At 47.6% G+C, this 21,060-nt stretch carries 20 protein-coding genes; 7 read left to right on the top strand and 13 right to left on the bottom strand.

From position 1 onward, the window contains the following. Nucleotides 1–38: 38 nt before the first annotated feature. From OXH39_20660 to OXH39_20640, 5 genes are all read left to right on the top strand, one after another. Nucleotides 39–350 carry a hypothetical protein gene (locus OXH39_20660; GenBank protein ID MCY3552879.1) on the top strand — a complete coding sequence of 104 codons (312 nt, stop codon included), beginning with the start codon at nt 39–41 and terminating at the stop codon, nt 348–350. Nucleotides 351–484: 134 nt separating this feature from the next. After that, nucleotides 485–1,645, top strand: a complete 1,161-nt coding sequence (locus tag OXH39_20655) for a mandelate racemase/muconate lactonizing enzyme family protein (protein MCY3552878.1) — start codon at nt 485–487, stop codon at nt 1,643–1,645. A gap of 48 nt (nt 1,646–1,693) precedes the next feature. Then, nucleotides 1,694–2,581, top strand: a complete 888-nt coding sequence (locus OXH39_20650; GenBank protein ID MCY3552877.1) for a type II CAAX endopeptidase family protein — start codon at nt 1,694–1,696, stop codon at nt 2,579–2,581. 97 nt (nt 2,582–2,678) lie between these two features. Beyond that, nucleotides 2,679–3,611 carry a zinc-binding dehydrogenase gene (locus tag OXH39_20645; GenBank protein MCY3552876.1) on the top strand — a complete coding sequence of 311 codons (933 nt, stop codon included), beginning with the start codon at nt 2,679–2,681 and terminating at the stop codon, nt 3,609–3,611. A 40-nt stretch (nt 3,612–3,651) separates the two neighbouring features. Then, complete coding sequence (locus OXH39_20640; GenBank protein ID MCY3552875.1) at nt 3,652–4,122, top strand: hypothetical protein; 471 nt, start codon at nt 3,652–3,654, stop codon at nt 4,120–4,122. Between the two features lie 73 nt (nt 4,123–4,195). On the opposite strand, the gene OXH39_20635 is transcribed toward OXH39_20640, so the two are convergent. The 8 genes from OXH39_20635 to OXH39_20600 form a co-directional block, all read right to left on the bottom strand. Continuing rightward, nucleotides 4,196–5,323 (bottom strand): mandelate racemase/muconate lactonizing enzyme family protein, encoded by a 1,128-nt coding sequence (locus OXH39_20635; protein ID MCY3552874.1) that lies wholly within the window; start codon nt 5,321–5,323, stop codon nt 4,196–4,198. Nucleotides 5,324–5,579: 256 nt separating this feature from the next. After that, nucleotides 5,580–7,520: a hypothetical protein gene (locus tag OXH39_20630; protein MCY3552873.1), complete on the bottom strand. Its 1,941-nt coding sequence runs from the start codon at nt 7,518–7,520 to the stop codon at nt 5,580–5,582. A gap of 104 nt (nt 7,521–7,624) precedes the next feature. Continuing rightward, the gene (locus OXH39_20625) at nt 7,625–8,032 is read right to left on the bottom strand and encodes a hypothetical protein (protein ID MCY3552872.1); all 408 of its coding nucleotides are present in this window, start codon (nt 8,030–8,032) and stop codon (nt 7,625–7,627) included. Nucleotides 8,033–8,061: 29 nt separating this feature from the next. Continuing rightward, nucleotides 8,062–8,889: a phytanoyl-CoA dioxygenase family protein gene (locus OXH39_20620; GenBank protein ID MCY3552871.1), complete on the bottom strand. Its 828-nt coding sequence runs from the start codon at nt 8,887–8,889 to the stop codon at nt 8,062–8,064. 216 nt (nt 8,890–9,105) lie between these two features. Then, nucleotides 9,106–9,783, bottom strand: coding sequence for a GIY-YIG nuclease family protein (locus OXH39_20615; GenBank protein MCY3552870.1), 678 nt, complete (start codon nt 9,781–9,783; stop codon nt 9,106–9,108). A gap of 70 nt (nt 9,784–9,853) precedes the next feature. Further along, the gene (locus tag OXH39_20610; GenBank protein MCY3552869.1) at nt 9,854–10,186 is read right to left on the bottom strand and encodes a hypothetical protein; all 333 of its coding nucleotides are present in this window, start codon (nt 10,184–10,186) and stop codon (nt 9,854–9,856) included. A 14-nt stretch (nt 10,187–10,200) separates the two neighbouring features. Continuing rightward, nucleotides 10,201–11,004 (bottom strand): phytanoyl-CoA dioxygenase family protein, encoded by an 804-nt coding sequence (locus tag OXH39_20605; GenBank protein MCY3552868.1) that lies wholly within the window; start codon nt 11,002–11,004, stop codon nt 10,201–10,203. Between the two features lie 134 nt (nt 11,005–11,138). Next, nucleotides 11,139–11,714 (bottom strand): superoxide dismutase family protein, encoded by a 576-nt coding sequence (locus tag OXH39_20600; GenBank protein MCY3552867.1) that lies wholly within the window; start codon nt 11,712–11,714, stop codon nt 11,139–11,141. A gap of 289 nt (nt 11,715–12,003) precedes the next feature. Here OXH39_20600 and OXH39_20595 point away from each other — a divergent pair, with 289 nt between their 5' ends. Beyond that, a complete protein-coding gene (locus OXH39_20595; protein MCY3552866.1) occupies nt 12,004–12,267 on the top strand; it encodes a hypothetical protein in 264 nt (87 codons plus the stop codon). 64 nt (nt 12,268–12,331) lie between these two features. On the opposite strand, the gene OXH39_20590 is transcribed toward OXH39_20595, so the two are convergent. Continuing rightward, entirely contained in the window at nt 12,332–13,135 is an 804-nt protein-coding gene (locus OXH39_20590) for a phytanoyl-CoA dioxygenase family protein (protein MCY3552865.1), read from the bottom strand. Between the two features lie 144 nt (nt 13,136–13,279). Beyond that, the gene (locus OXH39_20585) at nt 13,280–15,442 is read right to left on the bottom strand and encodes a sigma 54-interacting transcriptional regulator (protein MCY3552864.1); all 2,163 of its coding nucleotides are present in this window, start codon (nt 15,440–15,442) and stop codon (nt 13,280–13,282) included. Nucleotides 15,443–15,854: 412 nt separating this feature from the next. Here OXH39_20585 and OXH39_20580 point away from each other — a divergent pair, with 412 nt between their 5' ends. Further along, nucleotides 15,855–16,265, top strand: a complete 411-nt coding sequence (locus OXH39_20580; protein ID MCY3552863.1) for a VOC family protein — start codon at nt 15,855–15,857, stop codon at nt 16,263–16,265. A gap of 231 nt (nt 16,266–16,496) precedes the next feature. Here the strand turns inward: OXH39_20580 and OXH39_20575 are convergent, their stop codons facing one another. From OXH39_20575 to OXH39_20565, 3 genes are read right to left on the bottom strand one after another with little or no spacing between them, the layout of a single operon-like run. After that, nucleotides 16,497–18,314, bottom strand: coding sequence for a hypothetical protein (locus tag OXH39_20575; protein ID MCY3552862.1), 1,818 nt, complete (start codon nt 18,312–18,314; stop codon nt 16,497–16,499). Next, the gene (locus OXH39_20570) at nt 18,311–19,723 is read right to left on the bottom strand and encodes a hypothetical protein (GenBank protein ID MCY3552861.1); all 1,413 of its coding nucleotides are present in this window, start codon (nt 19,721–19,723) and stop codon (nt 18,311–18,313) included. The genes OXH39_20575 and OXH39_20570 overlap by 4 nt, the downstream gene beginning before the upstream one ends. Before the next feature lie 35 nt (nt 19,724–19,758). Beyond that, nucleotides 19,759–20,655 (bottom strand): creatininase family protein, encoded by an 897-nt coding sequence (locus OXH39_20565; GenBank protein MCY3552860.1) that lies wholly within the window; start codon nt 20,653–20,655, stop codon nt 19,759–19,761. Nucleotides 20,656–21,060: the final 405 nt, after the last annotated feature.

Raw genomic sequence — 21,060 nt, 5'->3', positions numbered from 1 at the left:
TGCTGATACTTCCAGCAGAAGCAATGACATGACCAGAAATGGAAGGACCACGTGTTGATCCAACCATCAAACTCGCGCAAGAAAACGCCAGAAACGACGTGGGAATCAACGCAGACTTGCGTTGGTTCACTTACGGCACTGGGTGCTGGGTGTTCGCCGTCGTCCATGCAAGCGTAAGTAACCCGACAGTTCCGAGTGATCGGCTGTTAGGCAAGTCCCCTAAATATGTTAGCACCTATACCGAGGCATACAAAAATTTTATCAAGGACCGACGGATAGAGATATCAGCAGTAGGTTGGGTCGTATCAATGGTGGCAACGCTCTGGCTCTGGCACATCTTTACGGATTAAATCGTCCGCAGCCCCGCAACGCAAACGATCCTGTCGTCGCTAATATCACTATTCTTCCTCAATCTACCATTCATCGCCCTACAGCAGATAGATCACTTCCTCAGTAAAATCAAGACTTACGGGAGAAACCGATTATGAAAATTACCGACATCAAACCTTATCCTGTTTGGGTAGGGCACAGAAATCAACACATCGTTAAAGTGGAGACCGACGAAGGTATTTATGGGTGGGGTGAATCCGGACTTTCAAGTCGAGAATTGGCTGTGGCAGGCGCGGTTAAGCACTACCGAGAATTCCTGATTGGGCGCGACCCGATGCAGATCGGCGGGTTGTGGCAGGAGATGTACCGGAGCCAATATTTTGAAGGCGGTCGTGCCTTGACAGGTGCAATCTCAGCAATCGACATTGCACTCCACGATATCGTGGGGAAGGCGTTGAACGTGCCGGTCTACCAATTGCTCGGTGGCAAACTACGGGATGCGGTCCCGTGCTTTGCAACGACGGGTGCTGCAACGCTCGAAGAATTAATTGCGAACGCAAATTTATTGCTTGAGAAGGGTTGGAACGTCATCCGAACAAACGTGTTGTATCGCGCAAAACCGGGTGAGGAAAATATCTTTGAACCACGTGAATCTATCAGCCTCGCAGCGGAGTGGTTGACGGCACTTCGAGAAGCCATCGGATCTGAACCTGTTCTCGGCATCGATTATCATCACCGACTAAGTGTTGCGGAAGCTGCGTCCTTCTGTCAACGTATGCCCTCTGGCACGCTTGATTTTTTGGAGGAGCCCATCCGAGATGAGACCCCAGAGGCTTATGAATCCCTAAGAACGATGGTGGATGTGCCGTTTGCGATTGGAGAGGAATTTTCCAGCAAATGGCAGTTCCTTCCCTATCTGGAACGTGGTATCACGAACTTTGCTCGTCTTGACGTGTGCAATGTCGGTGGTTTGACCGAGTCGATGAAGGTCGCTGGCTTGGCAGAAGCGCACTATATCGACCTGATGCCACACAACCCGTTAGGTCCCATCTGCACGGCTGCGACGGTTCATCTCGCAGCGGCGGTTACCAACTTCGCTTGGTTAGAAATCCGCACCTCGCCGACAGAAAGTTCTGGACACTATGACGAGGACCTATTTCCTGTGCAACTCATGCTCGAAGGCGCATCTATACCGGTACCGGACGGTCCCGGCTTGGGGGTTGAGGTTAACGAAGAATTGGGAACGGCACAGACATTCAAATTCGCGGAACCGCCACATCTACGCCGACGGGACGGATCACATACGAACTGGTAGTAGTACACCGTATAAACAGACAACTACTCAGCAAAAGCAAATATCAATATGCAAGATAATCCGTTTGAAACGTGTCGCGGACTTCGCAGTAGGACACTGATAATAAAGGGTATTTTGGCACTTGTCGCCAGTTTCATTACTATCGCTATTCTCTTTAGATTCAGCGGCTCTCCACTTCCAAGCGCACTATTGAGTTTATTTTTGTACGGCTTCTTCTTTCTGTTTAACCTTGGGGGACTATCCCGCGCAAATTTGTCTTATGACCGACTGTTTGGAACACTTCCGACATGGCGTACACTGGGACGGTATAGCCTCTGGGTAGTGCCACTTGTGGTCGTCGCCATTGCCTCTCTTTACCTTCTATTTTTGCCATTATCCTACGTTTTTCCGGGATTTGTCAAGTCGTGGTACCTCGAGAGTTCCACAATAATGATTTGGAAGAGCGGTGATAACCATATCCTCGCGAATATGGTAAATTACCTCACAATTGTGTTGGTTGCACCTGTGCTGGAGGAGTTTTTCGCACGTGGAATTTTGCTAACGCGATGGACTGTCAAGTGGGGTATACCACGGGCTATTTTCGCTTCATCAGCTGTCTTTGCACTTCTGCATACTAATTTCCTCGGTGCGTTCTGCTTTGCTTGTGCGATGGCTATTCTTTATATTCGGACAAAATCCCTTTTTATACCGATTAGCCTCCACATTCTAAATAACCTAACCGCTTGGATTATGGAGTCTCTTACAATGGACATCGATTCCTCCATTTCGTACGAAACAATTGCCGGATTTCAAGAATCTTGGAGCATAGGGCTGATAGCACTTGTCATTAGCGTCCCATGCGTTATCCTATTCTGGAAACGCTATATCCCAAAGACTGACTGGCGGGTTCCGTACCTCATAGAATCTGATGGCTGTGAAAACGACACCACCGAGTAATCCAAAAAATCGTCCATATCTCATCTGATGTATGCTATAATCTGAAGAAATCGTGTTATCGTTCTCTATTGGAGCAATGTAAGAAGGGATGTGCCAAATGATGAAAACGCAAACGGTTAAGTATGGAGAAAACGGCGGTGTCGAAATTATTGATATTGATGTCGCTGATCCACAGGCGGGTGAAGTGCAGGTTCAGCATGCTGCATGTGGTGTCTGCGCCTGGGACTTAGCAACCTTTCGGGACGGTGGTTACGCGCCGCCGGGACATGAAGGCGTTGGTTATGTCACCAAAGTTGGGAGCGGTGTCCGAGATATTGAGGAAGGGATGCGTGTTGCGAGCGTAGCGTTGGGGTTCGATGGTATCAAGAACTGTTCAACTGAAGACCTATATATCCTTCCAGAATCGGATATTGCGGACGAATACTGGCTTGTTGAGCCGGCTTCGTGCGTTGTAACAGGTCTCGACACTGCCCCCTTGCGACCCGCCGACAACGTAGCAGTTATCGGATGCGGTTTTATGGGACTTATGTTTGTTCAGGCATTGAGCCGATTCTACACGCATGATCTTATCGCCATTGATCTCGTTGAGAAACGTCTGGAACTGGCAGAATCGCTCGGTGCTGAATCTACGTATAATCCTAAGGAAATTGATGCCTCCGAGTTAATATCAGAGCTAAGAGCACGCCCGATTGACGTGGTATTCGACTGTTCCGGTAAGGCTGCAGGGTTAAATCTCGCCACGAAGATTGTTCGCCAAGGTGGACATATCAATCTTTTCGGTTGTATTCGCGAGGAAGTAACATTCAACGGTGCCGCGTGGCACGGCGGCGCGTTTAATTTGGTGAGTTCATCGCCCGGCGCAAAGATTCGGGACCCGTTCCTGCCAGCGATCCGGTTCCTCGAACGGGGTATCATTGACTTAAAGCCCCTCATAACGCACACTGTGTCGCTTAAGGATTATCCAGCACTGCTCAAAGAAGCGACGAGTGGTGATGGAAGTTACATCAAAGGTGTCGTGAAAGCAACGTAACGAACCACAATTGGCTTCGACAATAGAAGGAGAATCTATAATGTTTAGATTGCGTGAAAAATTGAAATATATGACTTTAGGGGGATTGCTGACCCTTGCTGGTTTTATGATCGGGAACATGAACAGCAATACTGAAGCACAATTTGGGTCTGAAACGTTTGATAAACTGACCGTCCGAGAGCTAATCGTGCGTAAAGATATAAGGGTAATGAGTGATGATATGGATCCTCGGGTTCATATCTCTTGGAATAGAGATGGCGGACGTGTAGTAACTTATGGTCCAAAAGGGGTGGGTGCCGCTTCTCTTTTGGTTGCGGAGGGTAATGGCTTTGTGACAGTTCAGGGGTCAAAGGAGAAAACCGGGGCTTCTCTCATGGTGAATGAGGGCGGCGGGGTCCTATCACTTTTCGCGCCTGATGGAAACGCAAGGATTCTCTTGGGTATAGATGAGGGTGGTGGTGTTGCTTACTTAGTTGATAAATTGGGTACTGCGCGTGTATTAAAACCCTAATTAATAAACGGAAGCACGAAATCACTTAACCCCAAAGTGGTTCGTCGTCCGTGCTTCCGCAGCAGCGGACTTACTATCCAAACGAATATTTTTCCACAACATCTTCTCGCACCGTAATCCCCAATCCTGGCGTGTCGCGAATGGCGATATAACCGTCCTCTTGTACCCACGGATCGCTGGCCAATTCATGCTGCATTGGGGATTCGTGGGGCTTGAAATCTGCACAATCGGCATGTGCCGAAATCGCGAGCATGTGCAAACTCGCAGCAGTGTTTAGGGCACTGCTCCATGTATGGGCACTGAACTGTAGACTCTCCGCCTCAATCAATTTGATAGCATGTCGGCAGCCGGTGAGCCCATGGCAACGTCCCGGATCAATTTGTACGATATCGACCCCACCGGATTGGATGAGCCGTTTGTAACTCTCAACGTCCCACTCATCCTCACCTGTACCGATGGGTGTCATGACCGATGCACGTAGCTGGGCGTACGCTTCAAAGTTATCGGGCGGTAAGGGTTGCTCGATCCATTTGAGCCGATAGGGCTCCAAATCTCGGAAGCGTTGGATGGCTGTCGGGACATCCCAAACGCGACGGTGCCCAGGCGTATCAACGACCAACTCAAGCTCATCTCCGATGACCTCACGCACGCGACGCACCATCTCAATGTCACGCTGGCGGTCGAGACCGAATACCGCCTCTGGGCGCATCCCCCAACCGCCTTTGACAACGCGGTAGTTCTGCTCTCGCAACCACCCAAATTCGTTGAGTGTCCAGTCCAAGTCTTCCATATCAAAGATGATTGATGCCATGGCAATAATTTTGTCGTGTATTTGACCCCCAAGGAGTTTACAAACGGGTAAACCGAGTGCCTTGCCTTTTAAGTCCCACAACGCCATATCTACAGCACTGACAGCGAATGCAGCGATGCCTTCGGGTCCATACCACCAGATGTGGTCGAGCATCTTCTGCCAGTGTCGTTCCACATCTAAAGCATCTTCACCGGTAAGCATCGGTGCAAATCCCTGCTCAATGATTATCTTTGTTGCGAGTGTCGCTTCTCGAAATTGTGAGATACACTCCCCCCAACCCACAAGACCATCGTCGCTTTCCACACGGGCGAGCGTGATATAGCGTTCGATACCTTTGTAGTGTGGCTCCGGGTAAGCAAGTGGAAACGCCCGAACTTTTTGAATTCTCATACTGTTTTTATCTCCTTTTAGATTAATTGGTGTTTGCGAGATAACAAAATATAATAGGGACCACGCACAACGCGTCTATTTAGGGATGGAAGAATGGAAGAAATCTACTTCCATTCCTCTGTCCGTTTCCTGTTCGATGGAAGGATGGGAGACGGTGCCCTGAAGTGTTCTCCATCCTTCCGATCTTCCAAGCTTCCGATTCCTCCAGCAAAGAAGGAATTTCGCGCCTATCCTGTACAACTTGTCTGCCCCCGGACTACGGCCAAATGCCATAAGTCGGTATATTAAACACCATGCCCAGAATCGTCCATAGACTCCCGACGGTAAATTGTCCCAGTATCAATCCCAGAAAAAATGGCATCGCCTTTCGATGCGCATTTCGCCCACCATATTTCAGCAGCACCAATTTCAGCACCCATACGATCCCCAGACTAAACCAGATGTAATTGACCGCCCAGCTCCCGCACACAGTAGCATACGCCGCCGGATGAAAAGGGAACCAGAAAAACTTCATTCGCATCAGCATGAGGAAAAGGGAGAACAGTAGACCAATTCCGGTGAATCCTAACGCCCAATAGTCCGGGGAAAGTGGATGTGTTAACCAATTCTGCAAATTCCGCCACGGTTCAGACCCGTATACGATTGGCACGCGAGACATCTCGTGTACAGCACCGAGTCGGTAAGGGATGGATATAAGTGCCCAAAATTGCGAAAGGATACCGACAACCAGCGCAATAAGGATCGCAAACAGCATAAAACGGCTCCGGATGCCTGACGTTGAGGCGAGTTTGAAACCTTCAAGTTGGTGGGGCATCGGATGCGAATCGAAGGTGCGCGTAAAAAACCAGAAAAAAGAGAACATTGAAAGATTGTTCGGTCCCAACCGACGGGTGCCTACAGCAGCGACCATGACCCGTTCTGGTCCCGTATAGTGCAAGTCGTGCATCGGTGATCCGAGTTCCGCTCGCATGCGGGAAACTGCCGTTGAAAAGGCAAAGTAAAGTCCAAAGAAAACAAGAATCGCCCAGAGGGACATCCCTGCTTTCAAACAGAAAAGGGTCAGAAATGCAACACCGGCAATAAGCGCGAGAACAAGAATTCGAGGCGACATCGGTTCATCCCGCGTAGACGTGGAATGGACCTTTAGGCTCGTAGGGGCGGGGTTACCCCGCCCGTATTGAAGGTATTTTCTGCCCCTCCAAACAGCAATCAGAAAGATGCCCATATACGCACCAAATCCCTGATAGTTGATATAAGGATAGCCCGTTCCTTCTAAACCCGCGACGCTTCCGATGAGTTGTTGCCCCTTCCACACCCAAAAGAAAAACCAACTCGAAAACAGCAGATCCAACGGAATCAGAAATCCGATGCCTAAAACAAAAGGATAAATCCCCAATCTCAGCCACCCCATTGCGGAGAAGGGTTTCTCTGTGAATCTGAAACGGTACGCTTTCTCGTATACGGAGGGTATCGCCGGAAAAATGTGGTGCAAGCCGTTAATAATGTCGAAAATCGCCACAAGCCCGAAAGCGAGCCACATCAGCCGATTCGTGAAAAAACCTTCGCTTGTCATTCGCGCTGGAAGTTGGATAATCGGATACGCCAGCTTCTCATCTTCCGTCCACGGTTTCCGCACGATAAGGTTGATGCAAAGCATAACAAAAAGCAGCGCAAAGAGGAAGGCAAACCAATTGATCACAGGCGTTAACCAGCCCAACAGATGCTGCTTTGTATGTAGTGTAGAATCTCCTTCGTAGTAGCCCGAAAGAACGTCCTTGTCCACTACGGCAAGCCATCTCGGAATATACCGCCAAAATAGATCTTTCCAATCGTTTTCCGGCGTTGCGAACCAGAACGCGTGCCCCAATGTGGGAACCAAAATCTCCATCATGCTGTGTCCCGCTGTCGCTGATGCAACGGATAACATGACATAGATGACAAGGAGTTCACCTTGGGATAGTGCGAACCGAGGCAGGAATCGCTTAAATATTTGGTTGAGTCCTATCAACACAAGGACGTTGAAAACAACCGTGAAAATAAGCGAGACAATGGTGGGCTGCGCGGAATATTGTACAAGTTCAATATAGGTGATCCAATAACAATTGATGGGGATGAGAATAAGTCCAATTGCTATAGACCGCCAGCCGACGGATGAGGACGGTTTTGGTGGGTATAGGGTCGGTTTTGTGTGCGGCATTTCGGATCTATTTTGAAAATCCTGACCTACAAGTTAGAAAAAATTATAACTCCTTTTAGATTGGCGCGCATTTTGCAAGCACACCATCTGGCATTCCCAACACCCTATAGATTTCTGTTATACTTGATAAAAATCGCTTTAACCTGTAATGTGCTTTTGGTGTCCGTGTTGACGATTTCTACGTCCCCTATGTCATTGACTATGGTTTGTTCTCCAGTCTTTACCCGATCAAATTCTTCAAATATGATTCCATCAGCACCGCTCTCGCGTGCCTTCTCTATTAACTTTTCTTCTAACGCCTCTGCGTCACCTCCGTCTACAGTAGCACGTCCCATCACCAAATAGCCTTCGGTTATGTCCTCCTCTGAAAAGTAAACATCCACATCGGAAGTCGGCGGATAGGAGTCCCCAAGGTAATCGACATCAACCTCATCACCACCGCAAGCGGAAACAAATAATATCATCGATAGAACCAACACGATGATTTTTCCATTCATGTTTCCGCTTAACATGAGAAAACTCCTGATATTTGGTTTTCGATTTAAGACTGATTTGCCAATGTACTGCCGTTTCGATATGAGAAAACCACTGGCAGATGTTCATCATCCGCCAATACATCGCCAGCCTTCAACTTCTCAAATATTTCATCGGGCAGGGCACTCTTTTTCCCATTGAATGTGGCATCCTCCGGCATAAAAAGCATTGCAAACGCACGGCGCGGGTGCGTCGTCATATTCGGCCCCGCCGCATGCGCGACCATCCCACTGATAAACACACCGGCTCCCGCTTTCATCTCAGCGGCGCAGGGTTCAATCTCCGCCCACTCTGGATATTCGCGGAACAGTTCGCCGACACCTGCCTGTCCGAGACTTCCGCCAATCTCAAAGCCGCTCGTTTTATGTGTGCCGGGCAGAAAATACAGGCAGCCGTTCTGAACCGTTGTATCGTCAAGTGCTATCCAGAACATGATCGCCTGACGTGAATAGAACGGGTCATAAGGATTATCCACATGGAAGTTCGTAGGATTTGCCCACGGCTGCTTAACCATCGCGTGGTCATGATACAATCGCACGCCCGAAGTGCCAGCGAGGTCCGCCGCCAGCTTCCCCAATTCAGGGTTAAGAATCAACTGTTTAATCTGCTCGCTCGTCTTCCACAAATTGACGCATTGAACAAAGACGTTTTTGTAGTAACCGTCTTCTCCTTTTTGGTTGTGAAAGGCATCATCATCGCTCACATGCTGCGCAACAGCCTCGTCAACAGCATCCTGCCACGATGACAATTCGGCACCCTTTAGGAAGTCGTCAAGAATCAGAAATCCGTTTTCACGATAAAATTCAATCTGTTCGCTCGTAACTTCTGTGTTCATTTTCTTTAACTATTGCTCCTGGGCCGCTCTCCAAATGTAAAGCAAAGATAAATTATGCCATTTAAGGCATAATTTTATTACGGTAGGTTTCTGGTTAATCCGCGATTCGGTTTGAGCTATGTATCGTAGGGGCGAGGTCCCCTCGCCCGATACCAAATCATTGGAGGTTCTGCTAATACAACGTTCAGGAGATTTTCTGCTAATCACTGATTTCCATCATTCATTGGAGTTCTCCGTTCTGTGAATAGACTTAAAGATTCCTTCAACTTCGGCTGGATTCGTCAGAAACCATTCTACTCCAACAACATCAGCACCTGACTTCGGATCAAGCCAGTCTCCTCTCCTCTTTAATTCATCGTGTATTTTCGTTTCCAATGCTTTGCAATCATCTGTTCTGATAATGAGTGCTATTTTGGGTTTCTCTGGAAGTTGCTGACCAATTTGATCACTGATCCTGTCTTTAACGTCCCCGATAGTCTTACCGATGTTGCATGGAAAATAAGGCACTTCCAGGTGTAATTTATTGAATAGTTGATAAGTAGGAAAATAATAGAGATAAACAGACTCACCTCCCTTACCGATAACCTTCGCCTTAGATGTGCCAACGTTCTTTACAACTTTCTTTATACCCCTCCTTTCCCGAATCAGACGTTGGCGTGCGTTCGAGACAGCGGTTTTACTCACACCTATCATCTCACCGAGTTGCCTATCAGGGATATGCCAAAACAGAGAAGGATCGTTTTCGTCCTTTTCCTGATCCATGTGTTTCAGAATATGGTACACCGCGTCTTGGTTTTTACCTGGTTGTACCATGCGTTTTGCTTCTTCAAGCAGTTTTCTAAACTCTGAATTCCTGAGATTAGCTTCAATTCGGCGGTTGGTGTCTCTTGCCATAATTCTCCTTCAGCATTTCTATTTTTTGTGTAATCTCTTTTGCGTCACCACGCGGAAACACCAATAGCAACTACAATAAGAGCAATGAAACCGTCAGAAACCGTACTGCTGCACGGCAAATTGCGTATGCTGACAGAAGAAGTGCTACAACAAATCCCAACCAGAAGGTATGATTAATCAAACTAAAAAAAGGATATTGTTGTTGATACTGTTCCATCTTTACATCCTCGGCCTTTTGGCTATGATATATTGGTGGATCGTAGGGATTCATCCTTTCAATTCTACGGTCGTCTCCATATCCTTGAAGAGAACTGCTATACCCATCAGGTGGATCAGGATGTAATAAGAGCCCAATCAACCCAATTAGTGTAATACCCCATGAAACCAACAATGCTTTTTTCATTTTTTGTGTCATCCTCAATCATAATTGCTTGGTCGATGATCTCCGAGGAGCCGCCTCTGCCGAGGGTTCACTTGCGCGAGGATAGATTCGTCAAACTGAAATTTGTTCAAATAGGGTGGATATTTCTGTGTAATCATCCGTTGGGCATAGTGTACCTGCAAGAGGTACCTGGTTTCGTCACTCGTATTGGCAGAACCCCGATGCCAGACTTCGCTGCGGAAAAGCACGACATCCCCTGCATTGCATAGGATACTCTCTTCACTCCGATTGTTCCACTCGGTTGCTCCGTTTGGAGAGCACCCTGAGAAATGGCTGCCCGGCACGAACTTCGTCGGTCCCAATTCCTCGGACATATCATTGAGATAATAATGAGCGGTAGTGATGAAGATTGGGACTTTAACGCGTGGATCGGAGCGAACGTCTGCCGGTAGGGAGATTGGCAGCCAATCGGTATGTAACCCCTGATCCGGACGTCCCGGTCCCGTTATCCACGATTGCATACCGATACAATGACAATCCTCACCGTGCGTCGCCTCGGCAACCTCAATAATAGGTGATTTGTCAAGGAATTGGAGATACAGCAAGTCTCGATTAAACGAATTATTGATGATTTTGTTGAGAAATCCGTCGCCATTTTGAGGCACTTGGTGCCGATCCAAACACTCAGGGATCGTCTCTAATCGATCCATCATTGCACGCAATTCAGCGATTTCCTCAGCATTAAGCACGTTCGGGAAATAAACATAACCATCCCTTTCAAGGGCTTCAACTTGGCTTTCTAAGTCGTTATAGGCAACAAGTGATAGAGCTTTCGACATTTTCAGTACTCCTTCAAAGCAAATATTGGGATGAAAGGAAAGGAAGGATGGGAGCCTTCCAATCTTCCAACCCAAGTCTTCCATCCTTCCAATCTTCCGATTCTATGAGGAAAGGAAGGAATTTTGCGTAAGTCCTATTCTGCTAATACGATGACACCACATCCGATACGCGCGCCTGCATTGCCTGAAGGTTGCGAGACGAAATCGTCCGCATCAGCATGGACAATGATACTTCTGCCGACAACATCTATGTCGGAGCCGGTACCGATTTCCCAGAGATCTGTCGTCAACGTAATACGACCCGTCCCATCTTCTCCGACGGTGATATTACCGATATCTCCAAGATGAAACTCACCTTCTCCCCATTTTCCGTGCGCAACATCGGTAGGATTCCAGTGACCGCCAGCGGATGTGCCATCGGGTGCACTGCAATCACCGTATGCGTGGATATGAATGGCGTGCAGACCGGGGGACGCGCCCTGGATTTCAGCCGTGAGTGTGATTTGGTCGCCATTTTGTGTGAAGACTGCCATTCCAGTTAAGCCACTGTCGTTCGATGCGCTAATCATAGCGTTTGCTTGTTTTGCAGGCACAGTTGGAAGAACGCTTACCTGTTGGTGCGCTCGCTCGCACCCTACCAATAGGATAGAGATACCAATCAATAGGAAAAATGTGGGCATTACGCCGATGAAAATTAAACGCTGTTTCATTGCCAGCTCCTTTGTTAAAGTTTGTTAATCTAATGTGAGTTTGAGAAAAAATATGATAGAAAGATGCCCCGCCGTGAGTCACCATCGGCAACGAGCTATAAGAATTATACCACAACATCATAAGTCCTGTCAAAACTTCGCTGGAGGGTGCTACACATATTAATTTGTCAAAATGTGAAAGATGTGTTAAACTTAAATCTATATTGAATTTGTGACCGCTTATATTCCCGATGAGGTGCAATGGGAACCGCCAGCCTTTAAGCGTCGGAGACGTAAAAAGAGATGACTTATGACACCTAAACCATCCCCAGTTTGCACACAACACAATACAGAAAAAGTATGGCAACAGACCGTGTTTGAATACAACGAGGATGGCATATCTGTCCGAGTCCAGAATGTCTGGGCATGGGTGTGTCCGGAGGATGGCGAGCCCTCTTTTACGCCGGAGACAATGGATGCCTTGCTGGTCACTGTCAGAGAACTTGTTGATACCGCTAAACGTGCAAGGAAGCGGAGTCCTGTGTTAACTGAATACGCTGTTGCTGTTGGATAAAATCGCTTTTCTGGATCGCTATAAACAAACCCAGCAAAGACACACCTCAAATTATGTGCTGCCTTCAATCGTAATTGCTCGGTCGATGATCGCCAAGGAGCCGTCTCTGTCGAGGGTTAGCTTGGGCGAGAATCGATTCATCAAATTGAAATTTATTCAGATAGGGCGGGTATTTCTGTGTAATCATCCGATTGGCGTAGTGTACCTGCATGAGATAACGAATTTCGTTACTGGTATTGGCAGAGCCACGATGCCAGACTTCACTGCGGAAAAGCACCACGTCCCCTGCATTGCATAGGATACTCTCTTCCCCCCGGTTATTCCACTCAGTTGCCCCGTTCGGGGAGCATCCTGAGAAGTGGCTGCCCGGCACAAACTTCGTCGGTCCTAACTCCTCATACATATCGTTGAGATAATAATGAGCGGTAGTGATGAAGATTGGGATTTTGACGCGTGGATCGGAACGAATCTCCGCAGGTAGACTGATTGGTAGCCAATCGGTATGTAACCCTTGATCCGGCCGCCCGGGTCCTGTCAACCACGAATGCATACCGATGCAATGACAATCCTCACCGTGTGCCGCCTCAGCGACTTCAAAAACCGGTGATTTGTCAAGAAATTGGAGATACAAGAGGTCTCGATTAAACGAGTTGCTGATGAGCTTGTGGAGGAATGCATCGCCATTTTCAAGTGTTTCGTCCCGATCATGAGACGCTGGAATTGCCTCTAATCGATCCATGGTTGCGCGCAAGTCAGCAATTTCATCGGCATCAAGCACACTGGGGAAATAGACGTACCCATCCCTTTCCAATGCCTCAACTTGGCTTTCTAAATCGTTATAAGCAACAAGTGAGAGGGCTTTCGCCATTTTCGATACTCCTTTCGGACGACAGCATGGGTCAACGTTTCTTTCTATGATATGTTACCCTCAACGAAGTTGTCAATGAAAAAATATGTCGGCACTGGATTTCTTCTAAGGTCCACCACAAAGCGATTGCCCTGATACCTGACCCTATATCGCCTTAAGTTTTCGCCATAGGGTTGTACGACTAATCCCCAAACGCTGTGCAGCGAGCTGTGGCTTTCCATCAGACTCCTCCAAAACCCGTTGGACTAATTCACGTTCCAATGCAGCAAGCGGGTTGCTTTCCCTGAGTGCCTGCGTAACAATATCGTCTCTCAACGAAATAAGATCGAGTGGTAAATGTTGCTTTTCAATGCTTCCACCCTGACATTTGACGAATGCATGCTCTATAATGTTCTCCAACTCTCGCACATTGCCGGGGTAGGTATAATCCACTAAAATTTCAAGGGCATCGGGTGAAATACGATGAATGGATTTTCGGGTCTGTTGACTAAATTTTTCGATGAAGTGTTCACTGAGGAGTGGGATGTCATCTCGTCTTTCGCGGAGTGGCGGCGGCGTAATCGGAACGACGTTGAGCCTGTAGTATAAATCCTCGCGGAAACGTCCGGCATCAATTTCTGTTTTCAGGATTCGATTTGTCGCTGCAATGACGCGGACATCTACTTTCTTTGTCTCGGTTGAACCGACCATTTCATATTCGCCCTCTTGCAAGACGCGGAGCAACTTCGCCTGTGTTCCGAGACTTAATTCACCGATTTCATCAAGGAAAAGGGTGCCGCCATCCGCAGCTGCGAATCGTCCTTCGCGCGTTGCGATAGCATCGGTAAATGCCCCTTTGACATGTCCAAAGAGCTCACTCTCCAGCAGATTATCAACTAAACCGGCGCAATTGACGCGGATGAAGTTTTTTTTTGCCCTCTCGCTATTGTAGTGGATCGCGTGGGAAATCGGTTCTTTGCCGGTCCCGCTTTCGCCTTGAATCAGGACAGTCGTTTTCATGGGTGCGACGAGTCGAATTAACTCGAAAATCTCCTGCATTTTCCGATTTTTTCCGATGAGATTCCCAAACGAATGGCGCGCCTTCAGTTGGGCACTGAGTGCCTTTACCTCCGAGAGATCACGGGCAAACCCCTGGATAAACTCCCGCTCGTCATGCGCAATTCGGACCGCGCGAATTTCCAAGGGTAAGCGGCTTTTATTCTTACGGGACAGTTCAGTTTGGAAGGTAATAGGATTCTGTTGGTCGAGTTTTTTGAGCGTTTCGTGGGTGCTTTGAAATTCATCAGGAGGCATTAGGTCACGCGGGGACAGATTGATGAGTTCTTGGTGTGTGTAACCGAGCCAGGCACAGAAATTTTCGTTTACGGTAACAAACGCTTCTGTCAGTGATGGACAAATGAAGATTGCGTCGTTGGACATCTCAAAAAGTGTGCGGTATCGTTTGTTGTTTTCGGCGAGTTTGTCTGCCCAATTCCCTTTTTCAATCAGAATTGAGAGTTGTCCGGCAATGGGTTTCAGTCGCCCAATATGTGCCTCGGAGAATGCTCGGGGTTTTTCACTGGTAAAAAAGACGACACCAATCGGTTTACCCTGCACCTTGAGTGGAAGTGTCAGATTTGAGCGCATCCCTTCTTGAACCATCAGCCTTGTCCAGTTTGTCGGTCTTTTTGCGAGAATTTCCCTAAAATCGTCAATAATCCGTGCTTCACCTGAATTGAGGATCGGTTCAAGGCTTGACCCTTTGATTTTTGCTGAAAACCCATTGTCCAGCAAGATTTTTCTGTTGGATTTCGTTTTGCACTGCACTAAATCACCGGAAGATTCGTCAATGAGTGCGATACCTAACCGGTTATGCGGCACTATGTTCTGAAGTCCAGCATGGATGTTCTCAAAGACTTCATCGAGTGTCTTTCCGAGCTGAATCTGCTCAAGGATTTCATAGACCTGATCGGTTCCAATGGTTTCGCTAAAAAGGGTATCGTCCAGCCTGTTGTTTGCTGATGCTTCAGGCGTAATCGCAATCTGAAGCGTTCCCCCCCGAATCCGGAGTGGATAGGTTCGGAGGTTCGGCGTGGTAATAGGGCATCCGCTTTTCAGGTCGTATTTCCAACCGTGCCACGGGCAGGTGATGAGGTTGTCTGTCAATACCCCTTGGTTGAGCGGTCCGCCCTGATGCGGACAGGCGTTATTGACAGCATAAAACGCTTCACCTGCGTTGAAGATCGCGATGTCTTCCCCCTCACATTTGACGACAATATTCTGTCCCGGCCCAATTTCAGATGTTTTGGCAATGTTAATCCACTTCACCGTTTTCCCTCCACACGTGAACAGGATTTGTTCCCTATGGGTTACAGATTATCATATAGTGAAGCGGCTGTCAAGTGCTTTGTTTCATAAATGAAAAACGTTTCATGTGTGAAATAACCTTTATTTCTAAGACCCACAAGTAATTAGTGCGGGTTTTGTTTCAGATTTGAAATACATCCGTAAAATCTGAAATTTCGTTCTAACCCATAAAATGTTGATATACCTCAATTGTACCCAGGTTCCGAACATTTGGCATGAAACTTGCACTGCTATTAACGTGAGCTTCCTATTTGTAGCGCGATGCACGTCGCATCCGGGCGAGTACGCCGCAAAACTTTTTAGTTTGCGGACGCAGAAGCACAGACTAACAGCATAAGTTACAATAACTACCACATTTCAGGAGGATCTAAAAATGAGCCGTTATCTTGAACACGCCAACATGACCGTGAATGACCTTGAAAAAGCAATCGATTTTCTAACAACTGCCTTTCCAGATTTTCGAGTTAGGGGCGGCGGTGATAATGCGAACGGAACGAAATGGTGTCATCTTGGGACTGATGATTTTTATATTGCCTTGTCAGACCGCAAGCATCCGTTCACAGGGGACCGTAAGGGGACCTATGTAAACCATCTCGGTTTTGCTGTTGATGATGCTGAGGGTATCAGAAAACGCTTGCTGGCTGCCGGATATAAAGAGGGGTATAAAGTCGGACCCCATCCCCACCGAAAGCGAATCTATTTCATTGATGCGGACGGTTTTGAATGGGAGTTCGTCGAGTACTTCACGGACGATCCAGCGAAACGCAACGATTATTCACAGTGAAAATAAATTTCGTTCGGGACGCAATACGTGTTAAAATTTGTAGGGTTAAGGCGCGGTGCTTGCCCTACAAATTTTTTAGTGTCTTGCTGGATGTTCCAATGGAATGTGTGGAATTTCAGGACTTTGCGGTTATTGGATAAATACGCACTTTGTTCAGGATTTGCGTGTGATGTCGCGATTATCATCTGTTATATACGGGCATTTTTCCGCCATATAAATGACCTGCTCAGTTCAGTCTTCATCAATAGCCCAGGTGCAGTTGATATTACTGTCCTTGTAAAATTGCTTGAGTGCTGGCTTATCGAACCACAGCTGCATCTCTTTGCCCACAATATGACCAACACTGCTCACCTTGAGGTAAAGCCCACCCGCTGTCCATCCGGGCATGATATCGTAACGTCCGGTTTGGGCGGCGTAGATACTGAGCAGTGCCAACGGCTCCATCGCATCAAGGTTCGCGGTTCTATGGGTATCCTGCAGAAGTTCAGCCACACTTTTCCCTTCATGTCCCTCTTGTAGTTCCGGTTTATCCATAACCTTACTATGGAGAATAAAATCATCTTCAAGCACCCAAAGACCGCTATCGGTATGTTGTCTACCTTGCAGCAGATTATCCCCAATCCGCTCCGCCATTGCCAGAAATTCTGCCTTCGGTTCTATCCGATACAGATCCACCAGCGCGAAGATATAAGCGGGTTCCAAGGCAGTTGTATCAAAATTCAACGACGGTGGGGAATTTTTATCAGCACCGATGTCTCCGATTCCGAATGCTATAAACATCGTGCGCAGGTAGTCTCTGAACTTGCTTCTGCCTTCAGAAACCCGATATCCACGCGCACAGACAGATGTAAAGAGCGGTGTAATGTTCTGTGGTAGAAACGCACCACCTTCTTTTGCACCAAAGTATAACTTCGCATCTCTGAAAGGTCCCTGTATCCGAAAATCTGTGAGATCCGTCCCGTCAATAACGATACTTTTCAATGTATTGTTTTCTCGATCATAGGAGGCATCTAAGAAACCGATGATATGTTGTTCAACCGCCGCTTTGATGTGCGCCATTTCACCGATGCGACCATACTTTTGGGCATTTTCTGCGATTGTCAGCATGCCCATCATTTGGGTAATGGTGTGGTTCAACTGATTGCCGACATAGACTCTCGGTTCAGTTGCCTGTGGATATTTTCTGCCGAATACGTTCAGTCCGCGTTTGCCACTTTGTGGATGAAGCAGATTGGGCCAGATACCCGTTTCTGGATCTCGCTGCCTTATAATCAGATTTAAGAGGCGTTCCGCCCACATCCGCGGTGCCTCTTCCTGTTTTTGGTAACCCAAACTGTAAGCAGCGTAAGCCAGATCCAGTGCTACACTGATAAACGAGAGATGCCCACTAATTTCGGGTGCTTTGTATCCGTTCCAAGGTCTCTTCCAAGTATTGGCGTGGTCAACCTGCTTTTTGAAATCACCGTGTCGGTTGTAGTGTAAGGCATCCCAATCTTTGATATTCGCCTCCCAAATCCCTTTCATCAGCATCTCGCCACGATCCGGGTCCACGGCTCTCAGCAATTCCCAGTAAGGGTATACATCCTCTATTTCGTGGACAACGCCTTTCATGCCGTATCTGTTACCCGTCACCAAGTCCACATAGCCGTGCCCGCCCCAATGCAAAACGCCACTCTCTGGATACCAATAGTTGTTGAACATGTATTCGGCGGCTTCCCCCGCGGCATGGACGTATTTGCTATCCCCGGTGAACTGGCTTAAAGAGGCGAGCAACCGCATCAGGTTTTGCTGATTTTGGAAGAAACTCCAGACTGCTGGTTTCGGCTCGGTGCCTGTGCGGTGAGATGTCATAGACCTGGGTGCTTTCAAATGGTCGATATGAAGACAGTCGGCAAAGAGCGGCATATTTTTGCCACTATATCTATCCCTCCCGTATTCTATGGCTGTCTCTGCAAAGAGACTCGTAGCTTTTAAGAAGCGGTTCTCATCTATTTCATTAGGGCTCAACCGATTCCTGCCAACCCACCGATCCAATCGATTAATGCTCATGCATCCTCCATTCTACTTTGTCCATTTGCCTCATTAGTTAATACTTGCGATTGTGTTTTTTTCCACGCTATAATGGCGGATCCGAACACGGCAAAGCCGAAGAGCGTAAAGGGCATCTGCCACAAAAGAAAACTCATGTGCGTATGGATGTATGAGTGTGCCTTGAAGATGACAAACCACGATAAAGGTGCTAAGATTGAAAACCACGTCGTCCAGATTAATGCTATATAGTGCTGTCGTCGCTCCGCTACCATCTTTCTGCTACGCAAAAATAGCACCACAGACATCACTATAAAGAGAACTATTAGATAATAATAGCGGATTTTCAATAGGAAGTTAGAGACGAAGGAATTAGTGTTAGATAAATAGTTGTTGAGATCAAAGAAAATACCGTTCATATAGGTAATGACCACGCCTATCGTACCGGCTTCAAGGCTGGCAGCATATACTGGTGGAAAGTTTTCCGCATCGCCGTACGTACGCTTACCGAAAGACCAGATCACATGCCCAACACCGTCCATAAACCCATCCTTCGCAGCACCGATCTGGAAACATAACATGATGAGACTCAAAAAAATTGCCACGCCTGATCCGAGTCCGGCTGCAAGCGTCCATTTCATACATTGGCGGCGGCTCCACCTATCAAGAATGACATAATAGACGAACGGCACCATCATCATTAATAGTGTGGTTGTAATGTATTCATAGCCGTTGATGAAACACTTAATGGAAACCGCGATGAAGATCAGAATTCCAAACTTGATATACTGACGGTTCGCTGGGACTCTGTTGTGTTTGAGGAAGTACATGACAACAATCATCGGCAGGTAAAAAGCCCATAGACTCCACCAAAGATTTTTACCAAAGACTGTCAACCATTGCGAGAGCACCGCCGAACATAAGACGAATATAGCGACCCATCCGCCAAACGCCTCATAAAACCAACCTACAATGAAGGTCAAAGCGATTGAGGAAAGTAAAGCTGTCAATACATAGAATAACTTTAATTTGGTTTGTGGCGAAAATGGAATGCGTCTATCAAGGAGACTAAAAATCATGCCTTGACCGCCAGGTTGTGAATTGTACGTTGAAAATTTTTCAAAGGAGAGTTTGTATAGATAAGCTGTATACTGGGGTCCAAGCTCTGTTGAAGGTATCCATTCCGCATCAGTACTTTTCGCTGTTCCCCAACCATTCAGACCACCCGCTGAGAAGATACCATCTTGGCGAGATTTAACCATTCTTCCCATGATATGTGCTTCGGTGTCTTTCTGATGATTGGCAAACCATTGCTGTTCAGCAACATGCCATAAGTTCGTGTAAAACCCGAAAAATAGGAGTAGGGTTGACACCACCCAAATTCCCACCTTCTTTACGAGTGCTGATTGACTGAGATGTTTAAGTTGCATATTGACATACGCCTCTGCTTTGGCAGCGGAATATGTTAGAGTATCCGCCCTTTCTTAGGCACCTGTGAGTTCGGATACCATCGGGAATTGGAAGGCGGTGCTGGTTCGGGAGGCTGTATGGAAGCAAACTCAGCCAACTTCGGTCGGATCTCGTCTTCCCAAATTCCTTCCACATCATCAAACGTCAGTGGCGTGTGATTCGACACTTCTGCTTTGTATGCCGACAGCAATTCCTTCGTCTTTTCACCGAAATGCCCCACAATATCTGCCACCATTTGTTCCCCAACTTGACGGCTGGAGGATTCGTTGAAAGACCCCATTGCGAAATGAGGTGCGCGTGCGTCATCTGTCGGCATCCGCGACATATCCACACAGTCTGGCGCAACTGCCCAAAGTACGGACGTTTCACCGCGTCCAGCGTGTCCACCCAACCCTTTACCGTCCTCAAAACGCTCAATATCCGCACCGATGCTCATCGTCGAATACATCCGAACACCGACATGTGCCTGCATAATTTCGATCACCACCGGCACGTCTAACCGATGCGGACCCGAATGCCCTGAGAACAGAATCGCACCATGAAAACCCAAGGCATCCACCGCTCGGATATGATAGCACATATTCTTCAAAAACATCCAAGGCGGTATCGCCGTCAGCCACGGCCGCTCTTGATTCACTTGGTTGTGTCCCCATGCACCGTAGCCGCCGATCTCATGGCAGTGCCAGTAAAACGATGGTGCGACAATCCCACCGTGTGCTTGCGCCGCCTGACACGAGCATTCGTGCGCCCGAATCGCATCCATCCCGACCGCATTGTGCCAACCGTGTGGTTCGCACAACCCATAAGGTAGATACACCATCGGACACGCCTCGAACGCCGCTTCTAACTCATCTGGAAACATCCGTTCCCATCGCACCTCGTTGTGTCTCATACAATACTCCTTTTCAAACTACTGCTATGTTACGCCAAAGTTGATGGGGACAAAGACCACGAGCACAGCTCGCCCCTACAAGAAGAGGCTTCTGAATCTGGGATTGGAGATCGCTCCTACAAATAAAGAAGTGATCCTGGAATTATAGTAAAACCCGTAATTATTTATACACCAACACAAGGGCGAGGATACAATCCTCGCCAGCGGCGGTGGGGGGTTCGTTCCCTGACGAACTGTAAACATATTTTCGGATTCTACTATAAAAAGGAATGTAGATTTGGTGAATGATAAGACTGAATACTTCCGTTCTAAAGTTCTGGAAGCCTGTAAACACCCCGTCGAACCTTTATAATTTCACCGAGCCCCACAAGGCGCGTGAGTTCTGTATTGATTGCTTTTGGGTGT

The organism is Candidatus Poribacteria bacterium (assembly GCA_026702755.1).
In the GTDB taxonomy this organism is placed as follows: Bacteria; Poribacteria; WGA-4E; order WGA-4E; family WGA-3G; genus WGA-3G.
The sequence above is the reverse complement of the archived record's forward strand: the minus strand, read 5'-3'. Positions and strand labels throughout refer to the sequence as shown.

Excerpts from the sequence above, each read along its gene's own strand:
- OXH39_20575 (MCY3552862.1), bottom strand. The coding sequence starts at position 18,314 with ATGAGCATTAATCGATTGGATCGGTGGGTTGGCAGGAATCGGTTGAGC.
- OXH39_20630 (MCY3552873.1), bottom strand. The coding sequence starts at position 7,520 with ATGCCGCACACAAAACCGACCCTATACCCACCAAAACCGTCCTCATCC.
- OXH39_20640 (MCY3552875.1), top strand. The coding sequence starts at position 3,652 with ATGTTTAGATTGCGTGAAAAATTGAAATATATGACTTTAGGGGGATTG.
- OXH39_20655 (MCY3552878.1), top strand. The coding sequence starts at position 485 with ATGAAAATTACCGACATCAAACCTTATCCTGTTTGGGTAGGGCACAGA.
- OXH39_20660 (MCY3552879.1), top strand. The coding sequence starts at position 39 with ATGGAAGGACCACGTGTTGATCCAACCATCAAACTCGCGCAAGAAAAC.
- OXH39_20635 (MCY3552874.1), bottom strand. The coding sequence starts at position 5,323 with ATGAGAATTCAAAAAGTTCGGGCGTTTCCACTTGCTTACCCGGAGCCA.
- OXH39_20620 (MCY3552871.1), bottom strand. The coding sequence starts at position 8,889 with ATGAACACAGAAGTTACGAGCGAACAGATTGAATTTTATCGTGAAAAC.
- OXH39_20595 (MCY3552866.1), top strand. The coding sequence starts at position 12,004 with ATGACACCTAAACCATCCCCAGTTTGCACACAACACAATACAGAAAAA.
- OXH39_20610 (MCY3552869.1), bottom strand. The coding sequence starts at position 10,186 with ATGAAAAAAGCATTGTTGGTTTCATGGGGTATTACACTAATTGGGTTG.
- OXH39_20600 (MCY3552867.1), bottom strand. The coding sequence starts at position 11,714 with ATGAAACAGCGTTTAATTTTCATCGGCGTAATGCCCACATTTTTCCTA.
- OXH39_20650 (MCY3552877.1), top strand. The coding sequence starts at position 1,694 with ATGCAAGATAATCCGTTTGAAACGTGTCGCGGACTTCGCAGTAGGACA.
- OXH39_20625 (MCY3552872.1), bottom strand. The coding sequence starts at position 8,032 with ATGTTAAGCGGAAACATGAATGGAAAAATCATCGTGTTGGTTCTATCG.
- OXH39_20590 (MCY3552865.1), bottom strand. The coding sequence starts at position 13,135 with ATGGCGAAAGCCCTCTCACTTGTTGCTTATAACGATTTAGAAAGCCAA.
- OXH39_20565 (MCY3552860.1), bottom strand. The coding sequence starts at position 20,655 with ATGAGACACAACGAGGTGCGATGGGAACGGATGTTTCCAGATGAGTTA.
- OXH39_20645 (MCY3552876.1), top strand. The coding sequence starts at position 2,679 with ATGATGAAAACGCAAACGGTTAAGTATGGAGAAAACGGCGGTGTCGAA.
- OXH39_20605 (MCY3552868.1), bottom strand. The coding sequence starts at position 11,004 with ATGTCGAAAGCTCTATCACTTGTTGCCTATAACGACTTAGAAAGCCAA.
- OXH39_20615 (MCY3552870.1), bottom strand. The coding sequence starts at position 9,783 with ATGGCAAGAGACACCAACCGCCGAATTGAAGCTAATCTCAGGAATTCA.
- OXH39_20580 (MCY3552863.1), top strand. The coding sequence starts at position 15,855 with ATGAGCCGTTATCTTGAACACGCCAACATGACCGTGAATGACCTTGAA.
- OXH39_20570 (MCY3552861.1), bottom strand. The coding sequence starts at position 19,723 with ATGCAACTTAAACATCTCAGTCAATCAGCACTCGTAAAGAAGGTGGGA.